This is a genomic window from Streptomyces sp. NPDC101225 (genome assembly GCF_044767585.1).
In the GTDB taxonomy this organism is placed as follows: domain Bacteria; phylum Actinomycetota; class Actinomycetes; order Streptomycetales; family Streptomycetaceae; genus Streptomyces.
On the sequence record NZ_JBIWOE010000017.1, the window covers coordinates 1 to 25,910 of the forward strand.

Here is a 25,910-nt window from a genome sequence, read left to right on the forward strand (position 1 = left end):
AAACGCCCGGTTACATTCCGAACCCGGAAGCTAAGCCTTACAGCGCCGATGGTACTGCAGGGGGGACCCTGTGGGAGAGTAGGACGCCGCCGAACAATTATTCAAAGGGTTGGATCCTGAACTTCGGTTCGGGGTCCAACCCTTTTTTGTTCTGCGTCACTTGAAGTTCACGTTGCGCAACAACCATCCGCGGTATGGGTACTGCTGCACTGCTCAGGGCCGCCGGCGTGGGTCTCGGTGACGAGGTCGTCGTACCGGCCTTCGGGAACGTCGAGGTCGCTCAGGCCGTCACGATGGCCGGAGCGCTGCCGGTGTTCGCCGACATAGATCCGGTCACGTACTGCATCGATCCTTCCGCTGCCGACGCAGCCGTAACTCCGCGGACGGCGGCGGTCGTTGTCGTCCACCGCTTCGGCCGGCCGGCCGATGTCGCGCGGCTGCACGGCTTGGGGCAGCGGCGCGGGCTCCTCGTGCTGGAACAGGGCGAGTCAGAGGTGCCGTACGACGAAGTGGCGCAGCGCAGGGAGCGGGCGGCCTATCTCGACGCCAAACTGAGGGGGGTGCGCACGCCCGACGGCGGTGACGGGCACACGTATCAGCAGTACGTGGTGCGGGTGCCGGGCAACGGGCGGCCGGATCGGGACGCCTTCGCCCGGGCCGTGCGGGCCAGGGGAGTTGAGGCCCGGGTGCCGGTGAAGACGCCTGTGCATCGGCTGCCGGAATTCCGCCGCTGCGTGTCGCTGCCGGAGACCGAGCGGGCCGCCGACGAGACGCTCGCGCTGCCGGTGGACGCCGCGTTGACCAAGCGGGACATGCAGCGAGTCGTCGGCGCGTGCAATGCGCTTGGCGGATTGCTGCAGCCTGCCTTCTGAGCGGGCTTTCGGGACGGGACCAGGTGGTTGGGAGCACCCGTCCCTGCGGGGTATGATCTATTCCGTTGCCGCGGGGAAACCCGAAAAGGTGACAGGCCCCTATAGCTCAGTCGGTAGAGCGTCTCCATGGTAAGGAGAAGGTCAACGGTTCGATTCCGTTTGGGGGCTCCAGTCGAAAGGCCCCGCCCAATTGGGCGGGGCCTTTCGCGTGTTCGGGTCGCTCAGTCCTTGTGCAGTCCCGGTACCCGCATCGCCAGGATGGCCATGTCGTCGGACGGGGCGTCGGAGGCGAAGCGCTCCACCGCGCGCATGATGCGGGCCGCTACCGCGCCGGCCGTCAGGCCCGTGCAGGTCGTGAGAACGTCGGTGAGGCCGTCGTCGCCCAGCATGCGGGTGCCCTCGCGGCGCTCCGTGACGCCGTCCGTCACGCAGAGCAGGACGTCGCCCGGGTCGAGGGTGACCGTCTGCTCGTAGAGTTCCAGGTCGTCCATGACGCCGAGGAGCGGCTGGGGCTCGGCGGCCGGCTCGACCGAGCCGTCCTGGCGCAGACGCAGCGGGAGCGGGTGGCCGGCGCAGACCACCTTGAGCTCCGCGCTGCCGTCCTCCTGCGGCCTCAACTCGCCGTACAGGAGCGTCAGGAAGCGGCTGCGGGCGCCCTCGTCCAGAATGGCCGAGTTCAGTCGCTCCAGGACCGCCGGGCCGCTGAGGCCCTCACGGGCCAGCAGACGCAGGGCGTGCCGGGCGAGGCCGGTGACGGCGGCCGCGTTCGGGCCCGTGCCGCAGACGTCGCCGATGGCGAAGCCGTAGGCGCCGTCGCTGATCGGGAAGAGGTCGTAGAAGTCGCCGCCGACCTCGTTGCCCTCGCCGGCCGCGCGGTAGATGACCTCGACCTCGACGCCGCCGATCTCGGGCAGCTCGGGCGGCAGGAGGCTGCGCTGGAGGGACTGGCTGATGGCGGTGCGCTCCGAGTACAGCCGGGCGTTGTCCAGTGCCAGGGCCGCTCGGCGGCTCAAGTCCTCGGCCAGTTCCAGGATCTCCTGGCGGAAGTGTTCGTCGGTGGGCTTGCCGAGCGTCAGCATGCCGATGACGCGGTTGCGGGCGACCAGGGGGAGGACGACCGTTTCGCCGCCCACGGCGGACGCCGTGGCGAGCGTGGGGCCGATGCCCGAGGCGACCTGGTGGGTCGGGCCGCCGCTGAGGCCCAGGCTGCGCATGGAGCTGCGCAGGGCCGCCTGGTGGGCGACCTCGCCGGGGGCCGTCCAGATGCGGGCCCCGGGGGTCGGTACCGGGTCGGGTGGCGCGACCTTGGAGAGCAACGACTTGATGCCGTCGATGAGTTCCTCGTCCTCGTGCAGGACGTACGACAGGTAGGGCTCGGAGGCCTGGTCGGCGATGGTGTAGACGGCGCACCAGGTGGCGAGGGTGGGAACGGTCATCTGCGCCATCAGGGCGAGCGTCTGGTCGCGGTCCAGGGTGCCGGCGAGGAGGTCGGAGGCCTCGACGAGGAAGCTCAGGGAGCCGCGGCGCAGGCGCTCCAGTTCGCCGAGGCGGGCCGACTCGACGGCCAACGCGATGCGGTCGGCGGCGAATTGGAGGCGCAGGGCTTCCTCGTTGGAATATCTGCCCGCGCCCTCGGCGGCCACGCCCAGCGAGCCGGTGAGCCGCCCCTCGACCTTCAGGGGGACCGTGACGACCGAGCGCATGCCGGTGCCGCCGAGGAGCGGGACCGCGCCGGGGACGGCCGAGAGGTCGTCGTGGACGGCGGGCATGCGGGCCGAGCCGTAGCGGCCGGGCCCCGCCTCGACGGGCACGCGCGCGAAGCGCTGGCGGGCGGAGGGCAGGCCCGTGGAGGCGCGGACCTCCAACTCCGTCTCGTCGTCGGTCGCGAGGAGCAGGAAGGCGGAGTCGCCGTCGAGCATGTCGCGGGCGCGCTCGACCGTGCGTTGCAGGAGGCCGTCGAGGTCGTCCGGGGCGGGGGAGCCGATGAAGACCTCGAAGGGGTCGTTGCTCTGGCCCTCGCCGCCGGTGACGGTGTCCGACGCCGGCAGGCGCAACGGCGTCTGCAGAACGGCCCGTTCGTGGTCCCGTACGAGGAGGCAGACCGTGGAGGGCTCGCCGCCCGTGTCGCGGACGCGGAGGTGCGAGGCGTAGACCGGGATGACGCGGCCGCCGGCGTCCCGGATGCCGTAGCTGCCCTCCCAGCGGGAGAGTTGGAGCGCCTCCGCGATGCCCGTGCTGGTGCCCGGCGTGTGCGGCCAGGCGGCGAGGTCGGTCAGCGGCTTGCCGGTGACCTGTTCGGCCGGGTAGCCGAAGAGTTCCTCCGCGTCCTCGTTCCAGGCCGTGATGGAGCCGGTGCGGTCGATCTGGACGACGGCGACGCGGACCCGGCCGTCGGCGACCGGGAGGAGCGCGGAGGGCAGGGACGGGCCCGCGGCGCGGGTGCCGACCGCGCGCTCGGGGAGGTCGAGCTGGAACCAGACCTGCTTGTGCGTGGGGGTGTACTCGACGCCCCAGCGCCCGGCCAGCGCCGCGCAGAGCTGCAGGCCGCGGCCGCCCTCGCGGTCGGGGCTGCCCATGTTGGCGGGGGAGCCCTGGAGAGGGATCTCACGCTCGGGGTAGCGGTCGGCGACCTCGATCCGTACGCCCTCGTCGCTGCGCAGGCACAGAACGTCGGCGGAGGTGCCCGCGTGCACGACGGCGTTCGTGACGAGTTCGCTGGTCAGGACCACGGCGTCGTCGACGATGTCGGCGAAGCCCCAGCCCTGGAGAGTGTCGCGGACGAACGAGCGGGCGGTCGCGACCGATCGCCCGACGGGCTCGAAGCTGGCGGCCGCGCGCGCGGTGATCACAGAACTCCTCGTCCGGTTGTCGACGGGCAGGGCTGCCTGGCCGACCGGCTCGTGCCGCTGATGCGGCAGACCGCCCGTCGGCCTGGGGTCCGGGGGCTGTTCCCCCGGGATCAGTCCGGTGGTCATGTTGTGCGGCCGCCCTCCGATGCCCCTCGTACTCCTGCCACCGCCCAGGCCGTACGGACCGGCGCGGCTGGACAGCCGCATGCAAGGTTACTTACCTTCGCCGTCCATGCGGATGCCGGTCTGCAGTGTTTCCGCCCAGAGGGTGTGCGGACGATGTGCGAAGCTGCCGAACTGTTATGGCCGGGTTCAAGCAGGGTGAAACACTGGGCAAGCTTGTTGTGAAGGTCCGGGCAGGCCGAGTGACGTCCCTGGGCAGTGGGCAGCAGCCCGGGGTGCGGTCTGGTACATCCGGCAGGAACGCGCAGCAGTAACTGGTACGCCGAACGGAAGTACCGGAGCACAGCAGTAACGGTCGACCCCTGCGGGAGGGACACAGTGGAGTCTGGCGCAGCGACGCGGGGCACTAAGACGCGCGCGAAAGGCGGACAGTCCCTGAGCAACCAACGCAAACCGCGAGGCGGCACCACTTCGGTGGACACGGCGTCCCTCAACCGACTGCTCGCGGCGCTCGTGGCGATGCGCGACGGCAACTTCCGCAAGCGGCTCACGGTGTCCGGGGACGGCGTGATGTCGGAGATCGCGGCGGTCTTCAACGAGGTGGCCGACCGCAATCTGCATCTGGCCGGTGAGCTGTCCCGGGTGCGGCGCATGGTGGGCCGCGAGGGCAAGCTCACGGAGCGGCTGGAGACGGGCGCCTACGAGGGTTCCTGGGTCGCCGCCATCGAGGCCTCCAACGCCCTCGTGGACGACCTCGTACGGCCCGTCTCCGAGGTCGGACGGGTACTGACGGCGGTGGCCGAGGGTGATCTGTCGCCGCGCATGGAGCTGCGGACGCAGGCGCCGGACGGGACCGGGCATCCGCTGCGCGGGGAGTTCCTCAAGGTCGGCCGTACGGTCAACAATCTCGTCGACCAGCTGTCGACCTTCACCGACGAGGTCACGCGCGTGGCCAGCGAGGTGGGCACCGAGGGCAAGCTGGGCGGACAGGCACGCGTGCGGGGCATGTCGGGTTCCTGGAAGGACCTGACGGACTCCGTCAACACCATGGCGTACCGGCTGACGGCCCAGGTGCGGGACATCGCCCTGGTGACGACGGCGGTGGCCAAGGGTGATCTGTCGCGGAAGGTCACCGTCCATGTCGCCGGCGAGATGCTCGAGCTGAAGAACACCGTCAACACGATGGTCGACCAGCTGTCGTCCTTCTCCTCCGAGGTGACGCGGGTCGCGCGCGAGGTGGGCACCGAGGGTGAGCTCGGCGGCCAGGCGCAGGTGCCGGGCGTGGCCGGCGTGTGGAAGGACCTCACCGATTCGGTGAACCTCATGGCCGGCAACCTCACGGCCCAGGTGCGCGGGATCTCCCAGGTGACGACGGCGGTGGCCAACGGCGATCTGTCGCAGAAGGTCACCGTGTCGGCGCGCGGCGAGGTCGCGCAGCTCGCGGACACGATCAACCAGATGACCGAGACGCTGCGGATCTTCGCGGACGAGGTCACGCGGGTGGCCAACGAGGTGGGCGCCGCGGGGCAGCTGGGCGGCCAGGCGAACGTGCCGGGCGCCGCCGGCACGTGGAAGGACCTGACGGACTCCGTCAACACGGTGTTCCGGAACCTCACGATCCAGGTGCGCGACATCGCCGCGGTGACCACGGCGGTGGCCAGCGGTGATCTGTCGCAGAAGGTCACCGTCGACGTGGCCGGCGAGATGCTGGAGCTGAAGAACACCGTCAACGGGATGGTGGACCAGCTCTCGTCCTTCGGTTCCGAGGTCACGCGCGTGGCGCGCGAGGTCGGCGTGGAGGGCGAGCTGGGCGGGCAGGCGCAGGTGCCGGGTGCCGCCGGTACCTGGAAGGACCTGACGGACTCCGTCAACACCGCGTTCCGCAACCTCACCGGGCAGGTGCGCAACATCGCCCAGGTGACGACGGCGGTGGCCAACGGCGATCTGTCGCAGAAGGTCACCGTCGACGTCTCCGGCGAGATGCTCCAGCTGAAGAACACCGTGAACACGATGGTGGACCAGCTCTCGTCCTTCGCCGACCAGGTGACGCGGATGGCCCGGGACGTGGGCACCGAGGGCCGCCTCGGCGGTCAGGCGGTCGTACCGGGCGTGGCCGGCACCTGGAAGGAGCTCACCGACTCCGTCAACGGCATGGCCGGGAACCTGACGGCTCAGGTGCGCAACATCGCCCAGGTCACGACCGCGGTGGCCCGCGGTGACCTGTCGCAGAAGATCGACGTGGACGCGCGCGGGGAGATCCTGGAGCTGAAGAACACCATCAACACGATGGTCGACCAGCTCTCCGGGTTCGCCGACCAGGTGACCCGGGTGGCCCGCGAGGTGGGCACGGAGGGCCGCCTCGGCGGTCAGGCGCAGGTGCCGGGCGTGGCCGGCGTGTGGCGGGACCTGACGGACTCGGTGAACGGCATGGCCGGGAACCTGACGGCTCAGGTGCGCAACATCGCCCAGGTCGCCACCGCGGTGGCCCGCGGTGACCTGTCCCAGAAGATCACAGTGGACGCGCGCGGGGAGATCCTGGAGCTGAAGAACACCCTGAACACGATGGTCGACCAGCTGTCGTCGTTCGCGGAGGAGGTCACCAGGGTCGCCCGCGAGGTGGGCACGGAGGGGCAGCTCGGCGGTCAGGCCGAGGTCCAGGGCGTCTCCGGCACCTGGAAGGACCTCACGCAGTCCGTGAACTTCATGGCGAACAACCTGACCATCCAGGTGCGCAACATCGCCGAGGTCACGACCGCGGTCGCCAAGGGCGACCTGTCGAAGAAGATCACCGTCGACGCGAAGGGCGAGATCCTCGAACTCGTCACGACGGTCAACACGATGGTCGACCAGCTGTCCAGTTTTGCCGAGCAGGTGACCCGGGTGGCCCGCGAGGTGGGCACCGAGGGCATCCTCGGCGGCCAGGCGCACGTGCCGGGCGTGGTCGGCATCTGGAAGGACCTCAGCGACAACGTCAACCTCATGGCCAAGAACCTCACCGTGCAGGTGCGCAACATCTCCCAGGTGGCGGCGGCGGTCGCCAACGGCGATCTGACGCGGACGGTGACGATCGAGGCGCGCGGCGAGGTCGCGCAGCTCGCCGACACCTTCAACACCATGGTCAAGACGCTGAGCTCGTTCGCCGACCAGGTCACCAAGGTGGCCCGCGAGGTGGGCACGGACGGCATCCTCGGCGGCCAGGCGCACGTGCCGGGTGTGTCCGGCACGTGGAAGGACCTCACCGAGTCGGTGAACCAGATGGCCTCCAACCTGACCGGCCAGGTGCGCAACATCGCCATGGTCACCACGGCCATCGCCAAGGGTGACCTGACCAAGAAGATCGACATCGACGCCCGCGGCGAGATCCTCGAGCTCAAGACGACGATCAACACGATGGTCGACCAGCTCTCCAGCTTCGCCGAGGAGGTCACCCGGGTGGCCCGCGAGGTGGGCACGGAGGGTGCGCTCGGCGGTCAGGCACGCGTGCGTGACGTCGACGGGACCTGGCGCGACCTGACCGAGTCCGTGAACGAGATGGCCGGGAACCTCACCCGGCAGGTGCGCGCCATCGCGCGCGTGGCGACCGCGGTGACCCGCGGCGACCTGAACCTGAAGATCGACGTCGACGCGTCCGGCGAGATCCAGGAGCTGCAGGACTACATCAACAAGATGATCGCCAACCTGCGCGACACCACGATCGCCAACAAGGAGCAGGACTGGCTCAAGGGCAACCTCGCCCGCATCTCCGCGCTCATGCAGGGCCGGCGCGACCTGCAGGACGTGGCCTCGCTGATCATGAGCGAGCTGACGCCGGTGGTCTCCGCGCAGCACGGCGCGTTCTTCGTGGCGATGCCGCTGGTGGACGGCAAGGACCTCAGCGCCGAGAGCGAGGACGCGTACGAACTGCGCATGCTGGGGTCCTACGGCTACTCGATGGGTTCCATGCCGACGTCGTTCCGGCCGGGCGAGGCGCTGATCGGGACGGCCGCCGAGGAGAAGCGCACGATCCTGGTGGAGAACGCGCCCAGCGGCTATCTGAAGATCTCCTCCGGTCTCGGCGAGGCGCCGCCCGCCCAGGTGATCGTCCTTCCGGTGCTGTTCGAGGGCAAGGTGCTCGGCATCATCGAGCTGGCGTCCTTCACGCCGTTCACGCAGATCCAGAAGGACTTCCTGAACCAGATCGCCGAGATGATCGCGACCAGCGTCAACACCATCTCGGTCAACACCAAGACCGAGCAGCTGCTGAAGCAGTCGCAGGAGCTGACCGAGCAACTGCGCGAGCGCTCGGCGGAGTTGGAGAACCGGCAGAAGGCCCTCCAGGCGTCCAACGCCGAATTGGAGGAGAAGGCCGAGCTGCTGGCCCAGCAGAACCGTGACATCGAGGTGAAGAACACCGAGATCGAGGAGGCGCGGCAGGTCCTGGAGGAGCGTGCCGAGCAGCTCGCGGTCTCCATGCGCTACAAGAGCGAGTTCCTCGCCAACATGTCGCACGAGCTGCGTACGCCGCTCAACTCCCTGCTGATTCTGGCCAAGTTGCTCGCCGACAACGCGGACGCGAACCTCACGCCGAAGCAGGTCGAGTTCGCCGAGACCATCCACGGCGCGGGGTCCGACCTGCTCCAGCTGATCAACGACATCCTCGACCTGTCGAAGGTCGAGGCGGGCAAGATGGACGTCTCCCCGACGCGCATCGCGCTCGTGCAGCTCGTGGACTACGTGGAGGCCACCTTCCGGCCGCTGACCGCGGAGAAGGGCCTGGACCTGTCCGTACGGGTCTCGCCCGAGCTGCCCGCCACGCTGCACACCGACGAGCAGCGGCTGCTGCAGGTGCTGCGGAACCTGCTGTCGAACGCGGTGAAGTTCACCGACTCCGGTTCGGTCGAGCTGGTGATCCGGCCGGCCCACCGGGACGTCCCGGTGGGGATCAAGGAGCAGCTGCTGGAGACCGGCTCGCTGAGCGATCCGGACGCGGGCCTGATCGCGTTCTCGGTGACGGACACCGGTATCGGCATCGCCGCCAGCAAGATGCGGGTGATCTTCGAGGCGTTCAAGCAGGCGGACGGCACGACGAGCCGCAAATACGGCGGCACCGGCCTGGGGCTGTCGATCTCCCGGGAGATCGCGCAGCTGCTCGGCGGTGAGATCCACGCACAGAGCGAACCGGGGCGCGGTTCGACGTTCACGCTGTATTTGCCCCTGCATCCGAGCGAACTGCCGCCGCAGGGCTATCAGCAGGCGCTGCCCGCCCTGGAGGCGGGCGATCTGGTGGCCGCCTCGGACCTGGCCCAGCTCGCCCAGGCGGAGATTGAGACGCCGGCCGAGGTGAAGTCGTACCGCGAGACGCAGAACGGCGCCGCCGCGCTCTTCCGGCGCCGTCGCAGGAACGGGCTCGACGCGGAGCAGCTCACCGCCGCCCCCGAGCAGTGGTCGGCCGAGCAGAAGGCCGCGGCGCCGCCGTCGCACCGCGGCATCCTGTTCGGCGGCCAGAAGGTGCTGATCGTCGACGACGACATCCGTAATGTGTTCGCGTTGACCAGCGTCCTGGAGCAGCACGGCCTCTCGGTGCTCTACGCCGAGAACGGCCGTGAGGGCATCGAGGTCCTGGAGCAGCACGACGATGTCGCGGTCGTCCTGATGGACATCATGATGCCCGAGATGGACGGGTACGCGACGACGACGGCGATCCGCAGGATGCCGCAGTTCGCGGGCCTGCCGATCATCGCGCTGACGGCGAAGGCGATGAAGGGCGACCGGGAGAAGGCGATCGAGTCGGGTGCTTCCGACTATGTGACCAAACCGGTCGACCCCGATCACCTGCTGTCGGTGATGGAACAGTGGATGCGAGAGGAGTGACGGGAACCATCGATGTTCACTCGGAGTTGCTGACTCAGTGTGGCCGATGCCGTGTAGAAGTACGGGATTCGGGGAACCTTCTGGTCTCCCGCTACGTTTCTGCTACGTGCACAGTGACATCGCGGTGACAGGGTGTGGCGACGAGCGGGGTGCGGCTACGATGACCGGCACAAGGACGGGCGGCGCAAGGGAGTCGTCCCCAGGGGCGGCGCCCGGTGCACAGCCGGGGCGAGGAGGGCGGGCCATGGTGCAGAAGGCCAAGATCCTCCTGGTCGATGACCGGCCGGAGAATCTGCTGGCGCTGGAGGCCATCCTCTCTGCGCTCGATCAGACGCTGGTGCGGGCATCGTCCGGGGAGGAAGCGCTCAAAGCACTGCTCACGGACGACTTCGCGGTCATTCTGCTGGACGTCCAGATGCCGGGCATGGACGGCTTCGAGACAGCCGCGCACATCAAGCGGCGAGAACGGACCCGGGACATCCCGATCATCTTCCTCACGGCGATCAATCACGGCCCCCACCACACCTTCCGCGGGTATGCGGCCGGCGCGGTGGACTACATCTCGAAGCCGTTCGACCCCTGGGTGCTGCGCGCCAAGGTCTCCGTCTTCGTCGAGCTGTACATGAAGAACTGCCAGCTGCGGGAGCAGGCGGCGCTGCTGCGGCTCCAGTTGGAAGGCGGCGGCAAGGCCGCGGTCGGCGAGGTGAAGGAGCCGGCGGGTCTGCTGGCCGAGCTGTCGGCGCGGCTCGCCGCGGTCGAGGAGCAGGCCGAGGCGCTGTCCAAGCAGCTCGACGACGAGTCGGCGGATGCGGCGGCGGTGGCGACCGCGGCCCATCTCGAACGCAAACTCACCGGTTTGCGGCGGGCGCTGGACGCCCTGGAGCCGGGCGCCGGCAGCGCCTCGTCGGTGTCCTCGCAGAACTGACGTTTCGGCGCGGACCGGTTGCCCATGAGGAAGCGTCAGTTCCGCGCCCCTTCCAGGGCGACACGAACGGGTGAAGCACCGGGCACACGTGTCCGTCGCCGTCTCCACCGGTAACCTCGCACCTATGGCCTCACGTCCCTCCGCTGCCAAGAAGCAGCCCGCGAAGAAGGCGGCGGCACCGGCGAAGAAGGCCGCCGCGAAGAAGGCTCCGGCAAAGAAGGCGCCCGCCAGGAAACCCGCCGCGAAGAAGGCGGCGCCCCCGAAGCCGGCGCCGAGTCCGACCGGCGGCATCTACCGGCTCGTGCGCGCCCTCTGGCTGGGCCTCGCGCACGCCGTCGGCGCCGTGTTCCGCGGGATAGGGAACGGCGCCAAGAACCTCGACCCGGCGCACCGCAAGGACGGTGTCGCACTGCTGCTGTTCGGCATCGCGCTGATCGTGGCCGCGGGCACCTGGGCCGATCTGCGCGGTCCGGTCGGCGATCTCGTCGAGATCCTGGTGACCGGCGCCTTCGGCCGGCTCGATCTGCTGGTGCCGATCCTGCTCGCGCTCATCGCCGTGCGCTTCATCCGGCACCCCGAGCAGCCCGAGGCCAACGGCCGCATCGTGATCGGCCTGTCCGCGCTCGTCATCGGCGTGCTCGGCCAGGTCCACATCGCCTGCGGCGCGCCCGCGCGCAGCGACGGCATGCAGGCCATACGGGACGCGGGCGGGCTCATCGGCTGGGGCGCGGCGACCCCGCTGACGTACACCATGGGCGAGGTGCTCGCCGTACCGCTGCTCGTGCTGCTGACGGTGTTCGGTCTGCTCGTCGTCACGGCGACGCCGGTCAACGCCATCCCGCAGCGGCTGCGGCTGCTCGGCGTGAAACTCGGCGTCCTGCACGACCCGGAGGACGACGACTTCACCGAGGACGACCGGCGCTACGACGACCAGTGGCGCGACGGGCTGCCCGCGCGCCCGCGCAAACGCGGTCCGGCCCCGGAGTCCTACGATCCCGACGCGGCGGAGCAGGAGGCCCTCTCCAAGCGCCGTGGCCGCCCCAGGCGTTCCGCGGTGCCGCAGCCGGACATGGCGCGCCCCATGGACGCCGTGGACGTCGCCGCGGCGGCCGCCGCGGCGCTCGACGGCGCGGTCATGCACGGGATGCCGCCCTCGCCGATCGTCGCCGACCTCACCCAGGGCGTGAGCGCCGGGGACCGCGAGGAGAGCACACCGACACCGACACCCGCGCCGGCCGCGAAGGCCGTTCCGGCGGCCCGTCCCAAGCAGGAGAAGCTGAAGGTCGAGGTCGCGGACCTCACCAAGCCCGCGCCCGAGGCGCCCGGTGACCTGCCGCCGCGCGCCGAGCAGCTCCAGCTGTCCGGGGACATCACCTACTCGCTGCCCTCGCTCGACCTCCTCGAGCGGGGTGGCCCCGGCAAGGCGCGCAGCGCCGCCAACGACGCGATCGTCGCCTCGCTCACGAACGTCTTCTCCGAGTTCAAGGTCGACGCCTCCGTCACCGGCTTCACCCGCGGGCCGACGGTCACGCGCTACGAGGTCGAGCTCGGCCCCGCCGTGAAGGTCGAGCGGATCACCGCGCTGACGAAGAACATCGCCTACGCCGTCGCCAGCCCCGACGTGCGGATCATCAGCCCGATCCCGGGCAAGTCCGCGGTCGGCATCGAAATCCCCAACACCGACCGGGAGATGGTCAACCTCGGCGACGTGCTGCGCCTCGCGGCCGCCGCGGAGGACGACCACCCGATGCTGGTCGCGCTCGGCAAGGACGTCGAGGGCGGCTACGTGATGGCCAACCTGGCGAAGATGCCGCACGTGCTGGTGGCCGGAGCCACCGGTTCGGGCAAGTCGTCGTGCATCAACTGCCTGATCACCTCCGTCATGGTCCGCGCGACTCCCGAGGACGTCCGCATGGTCCTGGTCGACCCCAAGCGGGTCGAACTGACCGCCTACGAAGGCATTCCGCACCTCATCACGCCGATCATCACCAACCCGAAGCGCGCCGCCGAGGCACTCCAGTGGGTCGTACGGGAGATGGACCTGCGCTACGACGACCTCGCGGCGTACGGATTCCGGCACATCGACGACTTCAACGTGGCCGTGCGCGACGGCAAGGTGAAGCCGCCGGAGGGCAGTGAGCGCGAACTCCAGCCCTACCCGTATCTGCTGGTGATCGTCGACGAGCTCGCCGACCTGATGATGGTCGCCCCGCGCGACGTCGAGGACGCGATCGTGCGCATCACGCAGCTCGCGCGGGCGGCCGGCATCCACCTGGTGCTGGCCACGCAGCGGCCTTCGGTCGACGTCGTGACCGGTCTGATCAAGGCGAACGTGCCCTCGCGGCTCGCCTTCGCCACCTCCTCGCTCGCCGACAGCCGGGTCATCCTCGACCAGCCCGGTGCCGAGAAGCTGATCGGCAAGGGCGACGGGCTGTTCCTGCCGATGGGCGCGAACAAGCCGACCCGTATGCAGGGCGCCTTCGTGACCGAGGAGGAGGTCGCGGCCGTCGTCCGGCACTGCAAGGACCAGATGGCGCCGGTCTTCCGGGACGACGTCACCGTGGGCACCAAGCAGAAGAAGGAGATCGACGAGGAGATCGGCGACGACCTCGACCTGCTGTGCCAGGCCGCCGAGCTGGTGGTCTCCACCCAGTTCGGGTCGACGTCCATGCTCCAGCGCAAGCTGCGCGTCGGCTTCGCCAAGGCCGGCCGGCTCATGGACCTCATGGAGTCGAGGAACATCGTCGGGCCCAGCGAGGGTTCGAAGGCTCGTGACGTTCTTGTGAAGCCTGACGAGCTGGACGGAGTGCTCGCGGTGATCCGCGGGGAGGCTTGAGGGTGAGGATGGATCAGAGGGACGGGCGATGCTCGATCGTGACTCACCCGTAAGGGATCATCGAGCAACCGTTTCCCTGTGGCGTACGTCAAGTTGAGGGAAGTGACAAGCGTGTACACCACCATCGGCGTGTCCGGCCATACCGATGGGCTAACAAGCTCCACCGCCCGGTTGCCCCACCCATTTGTACCCCCCATAGACTGAACCTCCAGCACAGGTGGCTAAACGCTCGAAAGGCGCCCCCGTGTCCATCGGCAACTCTCCTGAAGACGAGCGTCCGTTCGAAGACGATCGCGAGGAAGCCCGCCCCTCCATCGGCCATGCCCTCCGGCAGGCCCGTATCACAGCCGGGCTGACCGTCGACGACGTCACCAACGCCACCCGGGTCCGCATCTCGATCGTGCACGCCATCGAGGCGGACGACTTCGCCCCGTGCGGCGGAGACGTGTACGCCCGGGGCCACATCCGGACCCTGGCCAAGGCCGTCCATCTCGATCCGGCCCCGCTGCTGGCGCAGTACGACGCCGAACACGGCGGCCGGCCGGCGCCGACCCCGGCGGCCCCCCTCTTCGAGGCGGAACGCATCCGCCCCGAGCGGCGCGGGCCCAACTGGACCGCGGCCATGGTCGCCGCGATCGTCGCCGTGGTCGGCTTCGTCGGGTTCACCGCGTTCAAGGGCGGCGACGACGGTGGCGGCAAGACGCAGGTCGCCGAGGGGTCGACGCCCACGACCAGCAAGTCCGCCTCGCCCACGCCCAAGGAGACCAAGTCCGGCAAGCCGAAGACGGACCCGTCGGACAGCGCCATCGCGGCCGCACCCCAGGACAAGGTGACCGTCCAGGTGAGCGCCGCCGACGGCCGCAGCTGGATCTCGGCCAAGGACCACAACGGCCGGCTCCTGTTCGACGGACTCCTCAAGCAGGGCGACTCCAAGACCTTCCAGGACAGCGAGAAGATCAACCTCGTCCTCGGCGACGCGGGCTCGATCCAGCTCTACGTCAACGGCAAGAAGGTCGAGAACGACTTCCAGCCCGGCGCGGTCGAGCGCCTGACGTACACCAAGGGCGACCCGCAGGTCGGCTAGGGCGTGCCGGGTGCGGCGGGGCCGGCGAGGATCGCCAGCCCCGTCGACGTGGGCTGTCGGAGAGACAAAGTAGTCTTGAGCGCATGCCTGAACGCCGTACCGTCGCACTCGTCACCCTTGGCTGCGCCCGTAACGAGGTGGACTCGGAGGAGCTCGCAGGCCGCTTGGAGGCGGACGGCTGGGACCTCGTGGAGGACGCCGCGGAAGCGGACGTCGCGGTCGTCAACACCTGTGGCTTCGTCGAGGCCGCCAAGAAGGACTCCGTCGACGCCCTCCTGGAGGCCAACGACCTCAAGGGACAGGGCAGAACCCAGGCCGTCGTGGCGGTGGGCTGCATGGCCGAGCGGTACGGCAAGGAGCTCGCCGAGGCCCTCCCCGAGGCCGACGGCGTGCTCGGCTTCGACGACTACACGGACATCTCCGACCGCCTGCGGACCATCCTCGGCGGCGGCATCCACGCCTCCCACACTCCGCGCGACCGGCGCAAGCTCCTGCCGATCAGCCCCGCCGAGCGCCAGGAGTCCGCGGCCGAGGTCGCGCTGCCCGGGCACGGCCCCGCGGACCTGCCGGAGGGGCTGGCGCCCGCCTCCGGCCCCCGCGCGCCCCTGCGCCGCCGGCTGGACGGCTCCCCGGTCGCCTCGGTGAAGCTCGCCTCCGGCTGCGACCGGCGCTGCTCCTTCTGCGCCATCCCGTCCTTCCGCGGCTCGTTCATCTCCCGCCGCCCGAGCGACGTGCTGAACGAGACGCGCTGGCTGGCCGAGCAGGGCGTGAAGGAGATCATGCTGGTCTCCGAGAACAACACCTCCTACGGCAAGGACCTGGGCGACATCCGGCTGCTGGAGTCGCTGCTGCCGGAGCTGGCGGAGGTCGACGGCATCGAGCGGGTGCGGGTCAGCTACCTCCAGCCTGCCGAGATGCGCCCGGGCCTGATCGACGTGCTGACCTCCACGCCGAAGGTCGCCCCCTACTTCGACCTCTCCTTCCAGCACTCCGCGCCCGGCGTGCTGCGTGCCATGCGCCGCTTCGGCGACACCGACCGCTTCCTGGAGCTGCTCGACACCATCCGCGGCAAGGCGCCCCAGGCGGGCGTCCGCTCGAACTTCATCGTCGGCTTCCCGGGCGAGAGCGAGGCCGACCTGGCGGAGCTGGAGCGGTTCCTGAACGGCGCGCGGCTGGACGCCATCGGCGTCTTCGGCTACTCCGACGAGGAGGGCACGGAGGCGGCGACGTACGAGAACAAGCTGGACGAGGACGTCGTGGCCGAGCGGCTGGCACGCGTCTCCCGGCTGGCCGAGGAACTGGTCTCGCAGCGCTCCGAGGAGCGTGTGGGCGAGACGGTGCACGTGCTCGTGGAGTCGGTGGACGAGGACGGCGTCTACGGCCGTGGTGCGCACCAGGCGCCGGAGACGGACGGGCAGGTGCTGCTGACGAGCGGCGCGGGTCTCGAGCCGGGCCGTATCGTCGAGGCGAAGGTGGTCGGTACGGAGGGTGTCGACCTGGTCGCCGAGCCGCTGACGGGCCCGCTCGGATGGAGTGAGGAGGCGGGCAGATGACCGGAGTACCGGCATCGGCGGCGAACGGCTCCTCCAAGGCGGAGTCCTCCGCGCCCGGCACCGCCGCCTCCGACCGGCAGGCGGACAGGTCACCCAGGGGCGCGAAGCTGGCGGCCGCGGCCGTGAACCAGGCCAGCGTCTGGAACGTCGCCAACCTGCTCACCATGCTCCGGCTGCTGCTGGTGCCCGGCTTCGTCGCGCTGATGCTGGCCGACGGCGGGTACGACCCGGCATGGCGCTCGCTCGCCTGGGCCGCCTTCGCCATCGCCATGATCACCGACCTGTTCGACGGCCACCTGGCGCGCACCTACAACCTCGTCACCGATTTCGGGAAGATCGCCGACCCGATCGCCGACAAGGCGATCATGGGCGCGGCGCTGATCTGTCTCTCCGGGCTCGGCGATCTGCCGTGGTGGGTGACCATCGTCATCCTCGGCCGGGAACTGGGCATCACACTGATGCGTTTCCTGGTCATCCGGTACGGCGTCATCCCGGCCAGCCGCGGCGGCAAGCTCAAGACGCTCGTCCAGGGCGTGGCCGTCGGAATGTACGTCCTGGCCCTGACCGGCTGGCTGGCCACGCTGAGGTGGTGGGTCATGGCGGCCGCGGTCGTCCTGACCGTGGTGACCGGTCTCGACTATGTGAGACAGGCCATTGTGCTGCGCAGGCAGGGAATCGAGGAGCGCAAGGCCGCGTTGGGAGAGACGGAAGGGTGAGTTCTCCGGCTGCCGACGTGGTGCGACTACTGACAGTGAGGGGCGAGACCCTCGCCGTCGCCGAGTCGCTCACCGGCGGACTGGTTGCGGCGGACATCACAACGGTGCCCGGGGCCTCCAAGGCCTTCCGTGGTGCGGTGACGGCCTACGCCACCGAACTCAAGCATGAGCTGCTGGGCGTCGACGCCTCGCTGCTCGCCCGGCGAGGAGCGGTGGATCCGCAGGTCGCGGCCCAGATGGCGGCCGGAGTGCGCAAGGCGCTCGGCGCCGACTGGGGTCTTGCGACCACCGGTGTGGCGGGCCCGGAACCGCAGGACGGCAAGCCCGTCGGGACGGTGTTCGTGGCCGTGGCCGGCCCCTTCGGAGGCGATGCCGATTCTGCCGGTGGCGGAAAAGTGGAGGCCCTGCGGTTGAACGGCGACCGTGCGGAAATTCGTATGGAGAGTGTACGGAGCGTACTCGCACTGCTTCTGAAGGAGCTTGCGGGCGAACAGACCGGGAATGAGCTGGCACAGGATACGGAACAGAACGGGGGGTTTTGATGTTTGCAGCCCTGAGTGAACACGACATCGCTCCCCGCACGGCCGCAGCGCGAGGCGGTACGGTGGGGCGTGAAGGATGCGGTTACGCGGTCCGAGGAGGGAGCCACCGATGATTCTGCTCCGTCGCCTGCTGGGTGACGTGCTGCGTCGGCAGCGCCAGCGCCAGGGCCGTACTCTGCGCGAAGTCTCCTCGTCCGCCCGAGTTTCGCTCGGCTATCTCTCCGAGGTGGAGCGGGGGCAGAAGGAGGCTTCCTCCGAGCTGCTCTCCGCCATCTGCGACGCGCTGGACGTACGGATGTCCGAGCTCATGCGGGAAGTGAGCGACGAGCTCGCCCTCGCCGAGCTGGCCCAGTCTGCTGCGGCCACCGAGTCTGTGCCCGCGCCGGTTCGCCCGATGCTGGGTTCCGTGTCGGTGACCGGTGTGCCACCGGAACGGGTGACCATCAAGGCGCCCGCCGAGGCGGTGGACGTGGTCGCCGCGTGACGATCACGCGCGTGGCTGCGTGAACCGACGTGCACGTGCAAGGCCCCGGCCGGGGTCTCTCCAGGGGGAACTGGAGAGGAGCGGTCGGGGTTTTCGCGTTTCCGGGAGACCTTCCACCCACCTTCCGGTCCGTTTGCCGGTGCGGCCGGGGGCGGTCATCGTGGAGACCTGCGGTGTGTTGCGCCCGTATGCCGTCGGTGCGCCCTCCCTGAGGGTGAAGGCGGTCTGGCTTCGGGGCTGGAGGTGGCGTCCATGGCACGGCCGATAGTGCGCCGGGGGGCGGTTCTCGGGCTCGGGGCGCTGTGGTGGTGGGCCGTGCTGCGGCTGGCGTTCGCGCCCGGCGCCGGAGTCCTGGAGGGAGCGGTCGCCGCCGGGGGATGGGGGCTGAGCCTGCTGCCGGTGCACTGCGTGCCGAAGGCGCGGGCGGCCGGGGCCGTGGGACCGGAACGCTGGCGGGACGCCTGGCGGGCGGCCCGGGCTACCACGGCATCGCCACCCCGCCGTTCGGGCGCAGGATCTGGCCCGTGGTGAAGGACGACGCGTCGGAGGCCAGATACAGCACGGTGTGCGCCACGTCCGCCGGCTCGCCGACCCGGCCCAGCGGCGCCATGCGGGCCATGGCCGCCTCGGTCTGCGCCTGGGCCTCGACCCCGTGGCGGTCGGTCATGGGGGTGCGGATCCAGCCCGGCGCGACCGCGTTGACCCGGATCCCGTGCCGGCCCACCTCGTTCGCCAGGGTCTTCGTCAGCTGGACGACGGCCGCCTTGGCCACGCCGTAGCAGAGCAGTCCGGGACGGCCGGTGTCGACGGCGCCGGACGCCATGGTGACGATGCTGCCGCCGGTCCTCGCCCCGAGCATCCGGCGTACGGCCTCCTGGCAGGCGTACAGCACCCCTTTGAAGTTGACGCTCAGCACCCGGTCGAGATCCTCGTCCCGGGTCTCCAGGACCGGGCCGGTGTGCATGATCCCGGCGATCGCGGCCATCACGTCCAGGCGCTCGCAGGATTCGACGGCCTGTCCGAGCTGCGCCCGGTCGGTGACGTCGAGCCGGTGGGTGCGGGCGGTGCCGCCGCCGTCCTTGACGAGTGTCGCCGTCTCGTGCAGGCCCTCCGCGTCGCGGTCGGCGCAGTGGACGGTGGCGCCGGCTTCGGCGAGCAGTACGGCCGTGGCGCGGCCGATGCCGCCGGCGGCCCCGGTGACGAATGCGGTGCGTCCGGTGAGGTCGTACGCCTTGACGGGCATGCAGGGACCGTACGAGGGTTTCTGACGAGTCGTCAATTAGTCGTACGGCGTGGAGTTCTGGAGCCGCGGGAGGCGTCCGGGGCCGGTCCCGTCTGGCAGTGCGGGCACCAGTAGGTGGGGCGCTCGCGGGAGCCGTCACCCTGCTCGGCGGCGCGGATCGAGGTGTGGCAGCGCAGGCAGGGGCGGGGTGCGCGGCCGTAGACGAACAGGTCCTGGCCGCGGCGGCCCGTCGTCGTGCGGACCGGGCGGTCGCGGTTGGCCTCCAGGAGCTTCTTGGCCACCTCGGGCAGTTTCGCGGCGCGGCCGGCGGGCAGAGCGCCGACGGGGAGCCATGGGGTGATGCCCAGCAGGAAGCAGAGCTCGCTCTTGTAGACGTTGCCGATCCCGGCGAGATTGCGCTGGTCGAGCAGGGCCTCGCCGAGGGGGCGGCCGGGGTCGGCGAGGAGGTTGGCGAGCGCCTGCTCCGGGTCCCAGTCCGGGCCGAGGAGGTCGGGGCCGAGATGGCCGACGACGCGCTGTTCGTCGGAGCTCCGCATCAGCTCCAGGACGGGGAGGCGATAGCCCACCGCGGTGAGCTCCGCGGTGCCCAGGATGGCGCGGATCTGGTGGGAGGGGCCGCCGGTCCAGCGCCGGCCGTGGGCGAACACCTTCCAGGAGCCGTCCATCTTCAGGTGGGAGTGCAGCGTCAGGCCGCCCTCGATACGGGTCAGCAGGTGTTTGCCGCGCGGGGTGACGTCCAGGACGGTGCGGCCCGTGAGGTCCGCGGTCGCGAACCGGGGCACCCGGAGATCACTGCGGGTCAGCACCTTGCCCGCGAGGGCGGCGTGCAGTCGCCTCGCGGCCTGCCAGACCGTGTCGCCTTCGGGCATGGGTCAAGGGTTGCACGGTGTGCGCCCGTGCGGTGACGGGTGATCGGGGGCGGTGGGCGGTGGTGGTGCCTGCCGGCTCATGCGCGAAGCCGCAGGCCGCGTGGGGTGGCGATGAAGCCCGCTCCTTCCAGAAGGGTGCCGATGGGGGACGTCAGGGCGGAGGCGCCGTTCACCCGCTCCACGGTGACCGTGCCGAGCGAGCCCGCCTTGGCGGCCGCGGCCAGGGCCTGGGCGGCTTCCCGGAGGCGCGGATCGTCGGTCGCCCCGCCGTCCGGGTCGGCGGGCCAGGCCAGCAGGGTCTTGCCGCCGCGCTCCATGTAGAGGGTCAGCTCGCCGTCGACGAGGACCACCAGCGAGCCCGCCTTCCGGCCGGGCTTGTGGCCCGCTCCGGTCGGGGGCTCCGGCCAGGGGAGGGCGGCGCCGTACGCGTTCGCCGGGTCGGCGGCGGCCAGGACGACGGCCCGGGAGCCGGATGTGCCGGTGCCGCGTCCGGAGCCGTACGCCGCGGGTCCGAAGCCGGACTGCGGGCCGCGGGGTCCTGCCGGGGGGAAGTCGCGAGGGGAGACGTATTCGTGGGGAGCGGCGCGGGGGGTGCGGGGGCCGGATCCGTCGGTGGGGGATGCCTCGAACCCGGCGCCGAACGAATCGTCGAACCGGATGCCGAATCCGGTGGTGGGGTCGCCGCCGAAGCCGGCGTCGAGATCGCCGCCGTAGGGCGCATCTGCACCGTCGGAGGGCGGCTGCGGCGGCAGGGCTTCGCCGCGGTCACGGGCGTTCGACACCGCGCGCAGGCGGTCCACCGCGCCGTCCATCGCGAACTGCGCCGCGCCGAGGCCCTCCACCACATAGCCGCGCCTGGCCTGGCCGCTCTCCTCGAAGACGGACAGGACGCGGTACGTCGCCGAGAAGCCGCCCTCGACGCCCTCCGCGGCGACGGCTCCCCGGGTGACCACGCCGTGCCGGTCCAGGAGGGTGCGGGCGAGGGCGTGAGCGCGCACCGTGGGATCGGCCTCGGGCGCCGGGAGCAGGGACCAGCGGCCGGCGACGGTCGGCGGGCCGCCGCGGGAGGCGGGGCGGACGGCGGCGGTGAGGGAGCCGTAGCGCCCGCGCGGGACGTTGCGCTTGGCGCGGTGGGCCGTCGAGCCCGTGGTGCGGCCCGAGCCGAGCAGGGAGCGCAGGGGGGACAGCGTGTCGTTGGTGAGGCGGCCCGACCAGGCCAGGTCCCAGACGGCGTCGGCCAGGTGGGGATCGGTGGCGTCGGGGTGGGTGGTCGCGCGGACCTGGTCGGCGATCTGGCGGAAGAACAGGCCGTAGCCCCCGGAGAGGGCGTCCAGGACCGATTGGTGCAGCGCCGTCAGCTCCAGGGGGTGTGGCGGAGGCAGGAGCAGCGGGGCGGCGTCCGCGAGGTACAGGGAGATCCAGCCGTCCTTGCCGGGGAGGGCGCCCGCACCGGCCCAGACGAGCTCTCCGGCGGAGGTGAGTTCGTCGAGCATCGCGGGCGTGTAGTGGGCGACGCGGGACGGCAGGACCAGCTTCTCCAGGGCCGACGCGGGCACGGACGCGCCCTGCAACTGCTCGACGGCACGCACCAGTCCGTCGACGCCGCGCAGCCCGTGCCCCTTGCCGATGTGCTGCCACTGGGGCAGGAACTGGGCGAGCGCGGCCGGCCCCACCGGCTCCACCTCGTGCCGCAGAGCGGCCAGGGAGCGGCGGCGCAGCCGGCGCAGCACGGTGGCGTCGCACCACTCCTGGCCGATGCCGGCGGGGTGGAACTCCCCCTGCACGACACGGCCGTTCGCGGCGAGGCGCTGCAGCGCGCCCTCCGTGACCGCCACGCCGAGGCCGAAGCGGGCGGCCGCGGTGGCCGACGTGAAGGGGCCGTGGGTGCGCGCGTACCGGGCGAGGAGGTCGCCGAGCGGGTCCTTGACGGGCTCCGTGAACGCTTCCGGGACACCGACCGGCAGTGCGGTGCCGAGGGCATCGCGCAGGCGGCCCGCGTCCTCGATCGCCGCCCAGTGGTCGGCGCCGCCGATGCGGACCTTGATCGCTCGGCGGGCACCGGCCAGTTCCCGCGCCCACGGCGGTTCGGCGCCACGCTCGGCCAGCTCGGCGTCGGTGAGCGGGCCGAGCAGGCGCAGGAGGTCCGCGACGCCCTCGGCGTCCTTGGCGCGGCGGTCCTCGGTGAGCCACTGCAGCTCACGCTCCAGCTCGGTCAGCACCTCGGCGTCGAGCAGCTCGCGCAGCTCCGCCTGGCCGAGCAGCTCGGCCAGCAGCCGTGAGTCGAGGGAGAGCGCGGCGGCACGGCGCTCGGCGAGCGGGGAGTCCCCCTCGTACAGGAACTGGGCGACGTAGCCGAACAGGAGGGAGCGGGCGAAGGGGGACGGCTCGGTGGTGGTGACCTCGACCAGGCGCACCTTGCGGGACTCCAGGTCGCCCATCAGCTCGACGAGTCCGGGGACGTCGAAGACGTCCTGGAGGCACTCGCGGACCGCCTCCAGGACGATCGGGAACGAGCCGAACTCGCTCGCCACCTGCAGCAGTTGGGCGGCGCGCTGGCGCTGCTGCCACAGGGGCGTGCGCTTGCCCGGGTTGCGCCGGGGCAGCAGCAGCGCGCGGGCCGCGCACTCGCGGAAGCGGGAGGCGAACAGGGCCGATCCGCCGACCTGGTCGGTCACGACCTGGTCGACCTCGCCCTTGTCGAAGACGACGTCCGCCGCGCCGACGGGCGCCTGCTCGGCGTCGTACTCGGAACCCGCCTTCATCGGCTCCTGGTCGAGCAGGTCCAGGCCCATCAGGTCGGCGTCCGGCAGGCGCAGCACGATGCCGTCGTCGGCGTGCATCACCTGGGCGTCCATGCCGTACCGCTCGGAGAGCTTGGCGCCGAGGGCGAGCGCCCACGGGGCGTGCACCTGGGCGCCGAAGGGGGAGTGCACGACCACACGCCAGTCGCCGAGCTCGTCGCGGAAGCGCTCGACGACGATGGTGCGGTCGTCCGGGACGTGGCCGCAGGCCGCGCGCTGCTCGTCCAGGTACGACAGGACGTTGTCCGCGGCCCAGGCGTCCAGACCCGCCGCGACCAGGCGCAGCCGGGCGTCCTCCTTGGCGAGCGAGCCGACCTCGCGCAGGAACCGGCCCACCGCGCGGCCCAGTTCGAGCGGGCGGCCCAGCTGGTCGCCCTTCCAGAAGGGGAGCCGGCCCGGCACGCCCGGCGCGGGGGAGACCAGGACGCGGTCGCGGGTGATGTCCTCGATGCGCCAGGAGCTGGTGCCGAGCGTGAAGACGTCGCCCACGCGTGACTCGTAGACCATCTCCTCGTCGAGCTCGCCGACCCGGCCGCCGCCCTTCTTGGGGTCGGAACCGGCGAGGAACACCCCGAAGAGGCCGCGGTCCGGGATCGTGCCCCCGGAGGTGACGGCGAGGCGCTGGGCACCGGGCCGGCCGGTGACCGTGCCGGCGACGCGGTCCCACACCACACGCGGGCGCAGCTCGGCGAAGGCGTCGGACGGATAGCGGCCCGCGAGCATGTCCAGGACCGCCGTGAACGCCGACTCGGGGAGGGAGGCGAAGGGGGCGGCGCGGCGGACCGTGGCGAGCAGGTCGTCGACCTGCCAGGTGTCCAGCGCCGTCATGGCCACGATCTGCTGGGCCAGGACGTCCAGGGGATTGGCGGGCACCCTCAGGGACTCGATGGAGCCGGTGCGCATGCGCTCGGTGACCACCGCCGCCTGCACGAGGTCGCCGCGGTACTTCGGGAAGACCACGCCGGTGGAGACCGCGCCCACCTGGTGACCTGCGCGGCCCACACGCTGCAGGCCGGAGGCGACGGAGGGCGGGGACTCCACCTGGACCACGAGGTCCACCGCACCCATGTCGATGCCCAGCTCCAGGCTGGAGGTGGCGACCACGGCGGGCAGCCGGCCGGCCTTGAGGTCCTCCTCGACGAGCGCGCGCTGCTCCTTGGAGACCGAGCCGTGGTGGGCGCGCGCGATCACGGGCGGGGCGCCCTGGGCCGCTCCGGAGCCGCCCATGAGCTCGGCCGGGGCGTGGTGCTCGTCCAGTGGTTCGCCGGTGGCGCGCTCGTACGCGATCTCGTTGAGCCTGTTGCACAGGCGCTCCGCGAGGCGGCGGGAGTTGGCGAACACGATGGTGGAGCGGTGGGCCTGGACCAGATCGGTGATCCGCTCCTCGACATGGGGCCAGATCGACGGCCGCTCCGCGCCCTCGGAGCCGTCGGCGACCGGCGAGCCGCCCAGTTCGCCCAGGTCCTCGACGGGGACGACCACCGAGAGGTCGAACTCCTTGCCCGACGCCGGCTGGACGATCTCCACCTTGCGGCGCGGTGAGAGATACCGCGCGATCTCGTCCACCGGGCGGACGGTCGCCGACAGGCCGATGCGGCGGGCCGGCTTCGGCAGCAGCTCGTCCAGCCGTTCCAGGGAGAGCGCGAGATGCGCGCCGCGCTTGGTGCCCGCCACCGCGTGCACCTCGTCCAGGATCACCGTCTCCACGCCGGTCAGCGCGTCACGCGTGGCCGACGTCAGCATCAGGAACAGCGACTCAGGCGTGGTGATCAGGATGTCCGGGGGCCGCGTGGACAGGGCGCGGCGCTCGGCGGCGGGGGTGTCGCCCGAGCGGATGCCCACCTTCACCTCGGGCTCGGGCAGGCCCAGGCGCACGGATTCCTGGCGGATGCCGGTCAGCGGGCTGCGGAGGTTGCGCTCGACGTCGACCGCGAGGGCCTTCAGCGGCGACACGTACAGGACGCGGCAGCGCTTCCTCGGGTCGGCAGGCGGGGGTGTCGAGGCCAGTTGGTCGAGCGCTGCGAGGAACGCGGCGAGGGTCTTGCCGGAACCGGTCGGGGCGACCACCAGCACGTCCGAGCCCGCTCCGATGGCCTGCCACGCGCCCGCCTGGGCCGCGGTGGGCGCGGAGAAGGCCCCCGTGAACCAGCCGCGGGTCGCGGGGGAGAAGCCGTCGAGGGCCCGGTGTGCGGAGCTGACCATGCGTCCATCCTGCACCTGTCCACTGACAATGGCTCTGACGCGGTGACGTGGCGCCGAGGGTGGGGGCGGGGCGAGCCGTGCCCGGCCTCGCGGAGAATGGGGGCATGGCAGGTTCGGGGAAGGAGGCGGCGCGGCACTGGCGGTACGCCCAGCTGCCGGGGGTCGATCTGCTGCGCGCCCGCTACATCCGCAAGACGTTCGTACGGCACACCCACGAGAACTTCGTCATCGCCGCCATCGCGGACGGGGTCGAGGTCTTCCACCACCGCGGCGCCGACCAGTACGCCGGTGCCGGGGCGCTCGCCCTCGTCAACCCCGACACCACGCACACCGGGCGGGCCGGAGTGCCCGAGGGATGGCGGTACGGGGCCGTCTACCCGTCGCCGCAGGTCGTGGCCGAGATCGCGGCGGAGACCACCCTGATCCGCGGGACGCCCGGCTTCGTCAGCCCGGTGCTCGACGATCCCCGCACCGTGCAGCTGGTCCATCAGGTGCTGCGGGCTACGGAGGACGGCAACGCGCTGGCCGCCGACACCCTGCTGCGCGTCGCCGTGACCCGGCTGCTCCGGCTCAACGGCGGGCCGCTGCCGCAGCGGGAGGTGCGGACGGCGGGGGCCAGGATCGCGGCACGCGCCCGTGCCGCGCTCGAGGAGCGGATGGCCGAGCCGCCGAGCCTGGAGAAGCTCGCGGCCGGCCTCGGCACCAGCCCGTTCGCGCTGCTGCGGGCCTTCCGGGACGCCTACGGGATGCCGCCCCACACCTGGCTCACCGACGCCCGGGTGCGGCAGGCGCGACGGCTGCTGGACGCCGGCACGACGCCCGCGGAGGCGGCGGTGGCCGTGGGGTTCACCGACCAGCCGCACCTGAACCGGCACTTCACCCGCATCGTCGGCGTGCCCCCGGGTGCCTACCGGCGGGAGCGCAAGAACGTACAAGACGCGCGCGGGTGACTGCTCCTACC

The 25,910-nt window shown here is 71.2% G+C and carries 14 protein-coding genes, 1 tRNA gene, 1 rRNA gene and 1 pseudogene; 13 read left to right on the forward strand and 4 right to left on the reverse strand.

From position 1 onward, the window contains the following. The 3 genes from rrf to ACIRPX_RS23300 form a co-directional block, all read left to right on the forward strand. Positions 1-95 (forward strand): 5S ribosomal RNA (gene rrf / locus ACIRPX_RS23290); the annotation flags it as partial. A 114-nt stretch (positions 96-209) separates the two neighbouring features. Further along, positions 210-872 (forward strand): DegT/DnrJ/EryC1/StrS family aminotransferase, encoded by a 663-nt coding sequence (locus tag ACIRPX_RS23295; RefSeq protein WP_404198110.1) that lies wholly within the window; start codon positions 210-212, stop codon positions 870-872. A gap of 95 nt (positions 873-967) precedes the next feature. Beyond that, positions 968-1,043 (forward strand) — tRNA-Thr (locus ACIRPX_RS23300). Positions 1,044-1,093: 50 nt separating this feature from the next. Here the strand turns inward: ACIRPX_RS23300 and ACIRPX_RS23305 are convergent. Next, a complete protein-coding gene (locus ACIRPX_RS23305) occupies positions 1,094-3,847 on the reverse strand; it encodes a SpoIIE family protein phosphatase (protein ID WP_404197727.1) in 2,754 nt (917 codons plus the stop codon). A gap of 375 nt (positions 3,848-4,222) precedes the next feature. On the opposite strand from ACIRPX_RS23305, the gene ACIRPX_RS23310 reads away from it, so the two are divergent. From ACIRPX_RS23310 to ACIRPX_RS23350, 9 genes are all read left to right on the forward strand, one after another. Next, positions 4,223-9,694 (forward strand): HAMP domain-containing protein, encoded by a 5,472-nt coding sequence (locus ACIRPX_RS23310; protein ID WP_404197731.1) that lies wholly within the window; start codon positions 4,223-4,225, stop codon positions 9,692-9,694. Positions 9,695-9,938: 244 nt separating this feature from the next. Beyond that, positions 9,939-10,619, forward strand: a complete 681-nt coding sequence (locus ACIRPX_RS23315) for a two-component system response regulator (protein WP_404197734.1) — start codon at positions 9,939-9,941, stop codon at positions 10,617-10,619. Positions 10,620-10,743: 124 nt separating this feature from the next. Then, complete coding sequence (locus tag ACIRPX_RS23320; protein WP_404197737.1) at positions 10,744-13,455, forward strand: DNA translocase FtsK; 2,712 nt, start codon at positions 10,744-10,746, stop codon at positions 13,453-13,455. Between the two features lie 244 nt (positions 13,456-13,699). After that, positions 13,700-14,539 carry a helix-turn-helix domain-containing protein gene (locus tag ACIRPX_RS23325; RefSeq protein WP_404197739.1) on the forward strand — a complete coding sequence of 280 codons (840 nt, stop codon included), beginning with the start codon at positions 13,700-13,702 and terminating at the stop codon, positions 14,537-14,539. 83 nt (positions 14,540-14,622) lie between these two features. Next, a complete protein-coding gene (gene rimO / locus ACIRPX_RS23330) occupies positions 14,623-16,092 on the forward strand; it encodes a 30S ribosomal protein S12 methylthiotransferase RimO (protein ID WP_404197742.1) in 1,470 nt (489 codons plus the stop codon). Beyond that, positions 16,089-16,808, forward strand: a complete 720-nt coding sequence (gene pgsA / locus ACIRPX_RS23335; protein WP_404197745.1) for a CDP-diacylglycerol--glycerol-3-phosphate 3-phosphatidyltransferase — start codon at positions 16,089-16,091, stop codon at positions 16,806-16,808. The genes rimO and pgsA overlap by 4 nt, the downstream gene beginning before the upstream one ends. Then, complete coding sequence (locus tag ACIRPX_RS23340; RefSeq protein WP_404197748.1) at positions 16,805-17,350, forward strand: CinA family protein; 546 nt, start codon at positions 16,805-16,807, stop codon at positions 17,348-17,350. The genes pgsA and ACIRPX_RS23340 overlap by 4 nt, the downstream gene beginning before the upstream one ends. Positions 17,351-17,459: 109 nt before the next feature. Beyond that, the gene (locus ACIRPX_RS23345) at positions 17,460-17,834 is read left to right on the forward strand and encodes a helix-turn-helix domain-containing protein (protein WP_016432287.1); all 375 of its coding nucleotides are present in this window, start codon (positions 17,460-17,462) and stop codon (positions 17,832-17,834) included. A 252-nt stretch (positions 17,835-18,086) separates the two neighbouring features. Continuing rightward, positions 18,087-18,365, forward strand: a complete 279-nt coding sequence (locus ACIRPX_RS23350; protein ID WP_404197751.1) for a hypothetical protein — start codon at positions 18,087-18,089, stop codon at positions 18,363-18,365. On the opposite strand, the gene ACIRPX_RS23355 is transcribed toward ACIRPX_RS23350, so the two are convergent. The 3 genes from ACIRPX_RS23355 to ACIRPX_RS23365 form a co-directional block, all read right to left on the reverse strand. Further along, entirely contained in the window at positions 18,313-19,077 is a 765-nt protein-coding gene (locus ACIRPX_RS23355; protein ID WP_404197754.1) for an SDR family NAD(P)-dependent oxidoreductase, read from the reverse strand. The two genes, ACIRPX_RS23350 and ACIRPX_RS23355, sit on opposite strands and share 53 nt — an antisense overlap. Positions 19,078-19,109: 32 nt before the next feature. Beyond that, positions 19,110-19,946 carry an Fpg/Nei family DNA glycosylase gene (locus ACIRPX_RS23360; RefSeq protein ID WP_404197757.1) on the reverse strand — a complete coding sequence of 279 codons (837 nt, stop codon included), beginning with the start codon at positions 19,944-19,946 and terminating at the stop codon, positions 19,110-19,112. Positions 19,947-20,023: 77 nt separating this feature from the next. Further along, positions 20,024-24,949: an ATP-dependent helicase gene (locus tag ACIRPX_RS23365; protein WP_404197760.1), complete on the reverse strand. Its 4,926-nt coding sequence runs from the start codon at positions 24,947-24,949 to the stop codon at positions 20,024-20,026. A gap of 104 nt (positions 24,950-25,053) precedes the next feature. Between ACIRPX_RS23365 and ACIRPX_RS23370 the strand changes: the two are divergent. Beyond that, positions 25,054-25,890 (forward strand): annotated as a pseudogene (locus ACIRPX_RS23370) (AraC family transcriptional regulator); the annotation flags it as partial. Between the last annotated feature and the right edge of the window lie 20 nt (positions 25,891-25,910).

What these genes read in the sequence shown, in the direction of transcription:
- ACIRPX_RS23320 (WP_404197737.1), top strand. Translation starts at nt 10,744, where the DNA reads ATGGCCTCACGTCCCTCCGCTGCCAAGAAGCAGCCCGCGAAGAAGGCG.
- ACIRPX_RS23345 (WP_016432287.1), top strand. Translation starts at nt 17,460, where the DNA reads ATGATTCTGCTCCGTCGCCTGCTGGGTGACGTGCTGCGTCGGCAGCGC.
- ACIRPX_RS23365 (WP_404197760.1), bottom strand. Translation starts at nt 24,949, where the DNA reads ATGGTCAGCTCCGCACACCGGGCCCTCGACGGCTTCTCCCCCGCGACC.
- ACIRPX_RS23360 (WP_404197757.1), bottom strand. Translation starts at nt 19,946, where the DNA reads ATGCCCGAAGGCGACACGGTCTGGCAGGCCGCGAGGCGACTGCACGCC.
- pgsA (WP_404197745.1), top strand. Translation starts at nt 16,089, where the DNA reads ATGACCGGAGTACCGGCATCGGCGGCGAACGGCTCCTCCAAGGCGGAG.
- ACIRPX_RS23305 (WP_404197727.1), bottom strand. Translation starts at nt 3,847, where the DNA reads ATGACCACCGGACTGATCCCGGGGGAACAGCCCCCGGACCCCAGGCCG.
- rimO (WP_404197742.1), top strand. Translation starts at nt 14,623, where the DNA reads ATGCCTGAACGCCGTACCGTCGCACTCGTCACCCTTGGCTGCGCCCGT.
- ACIRPX_RS23315 (WP_404197734.1), top strand. Translation starts at nt 9,939, where the DNA reads ATGGTGCAGAAGGCCAAGATCCTCCTGGTCGATGACCGGCCGGAGAAT.
- ACIRPX_RS23350 (WP_404197751.1), top strand. Translation starts at nt 18,087, where the DNA reads ATGGCACGGCCGATAGTGCGCCGGGGGGCGGTTCTCGGGCTCGGGGCG.
- ACIRPX_RS23355 (WP_404197754.1), bottom strand. Translation starts at nt 19,077, where the DNA reads ATGCCCGTCAAGGCGTACGACCTCACCGGACGCACCGCATTCGTCACC.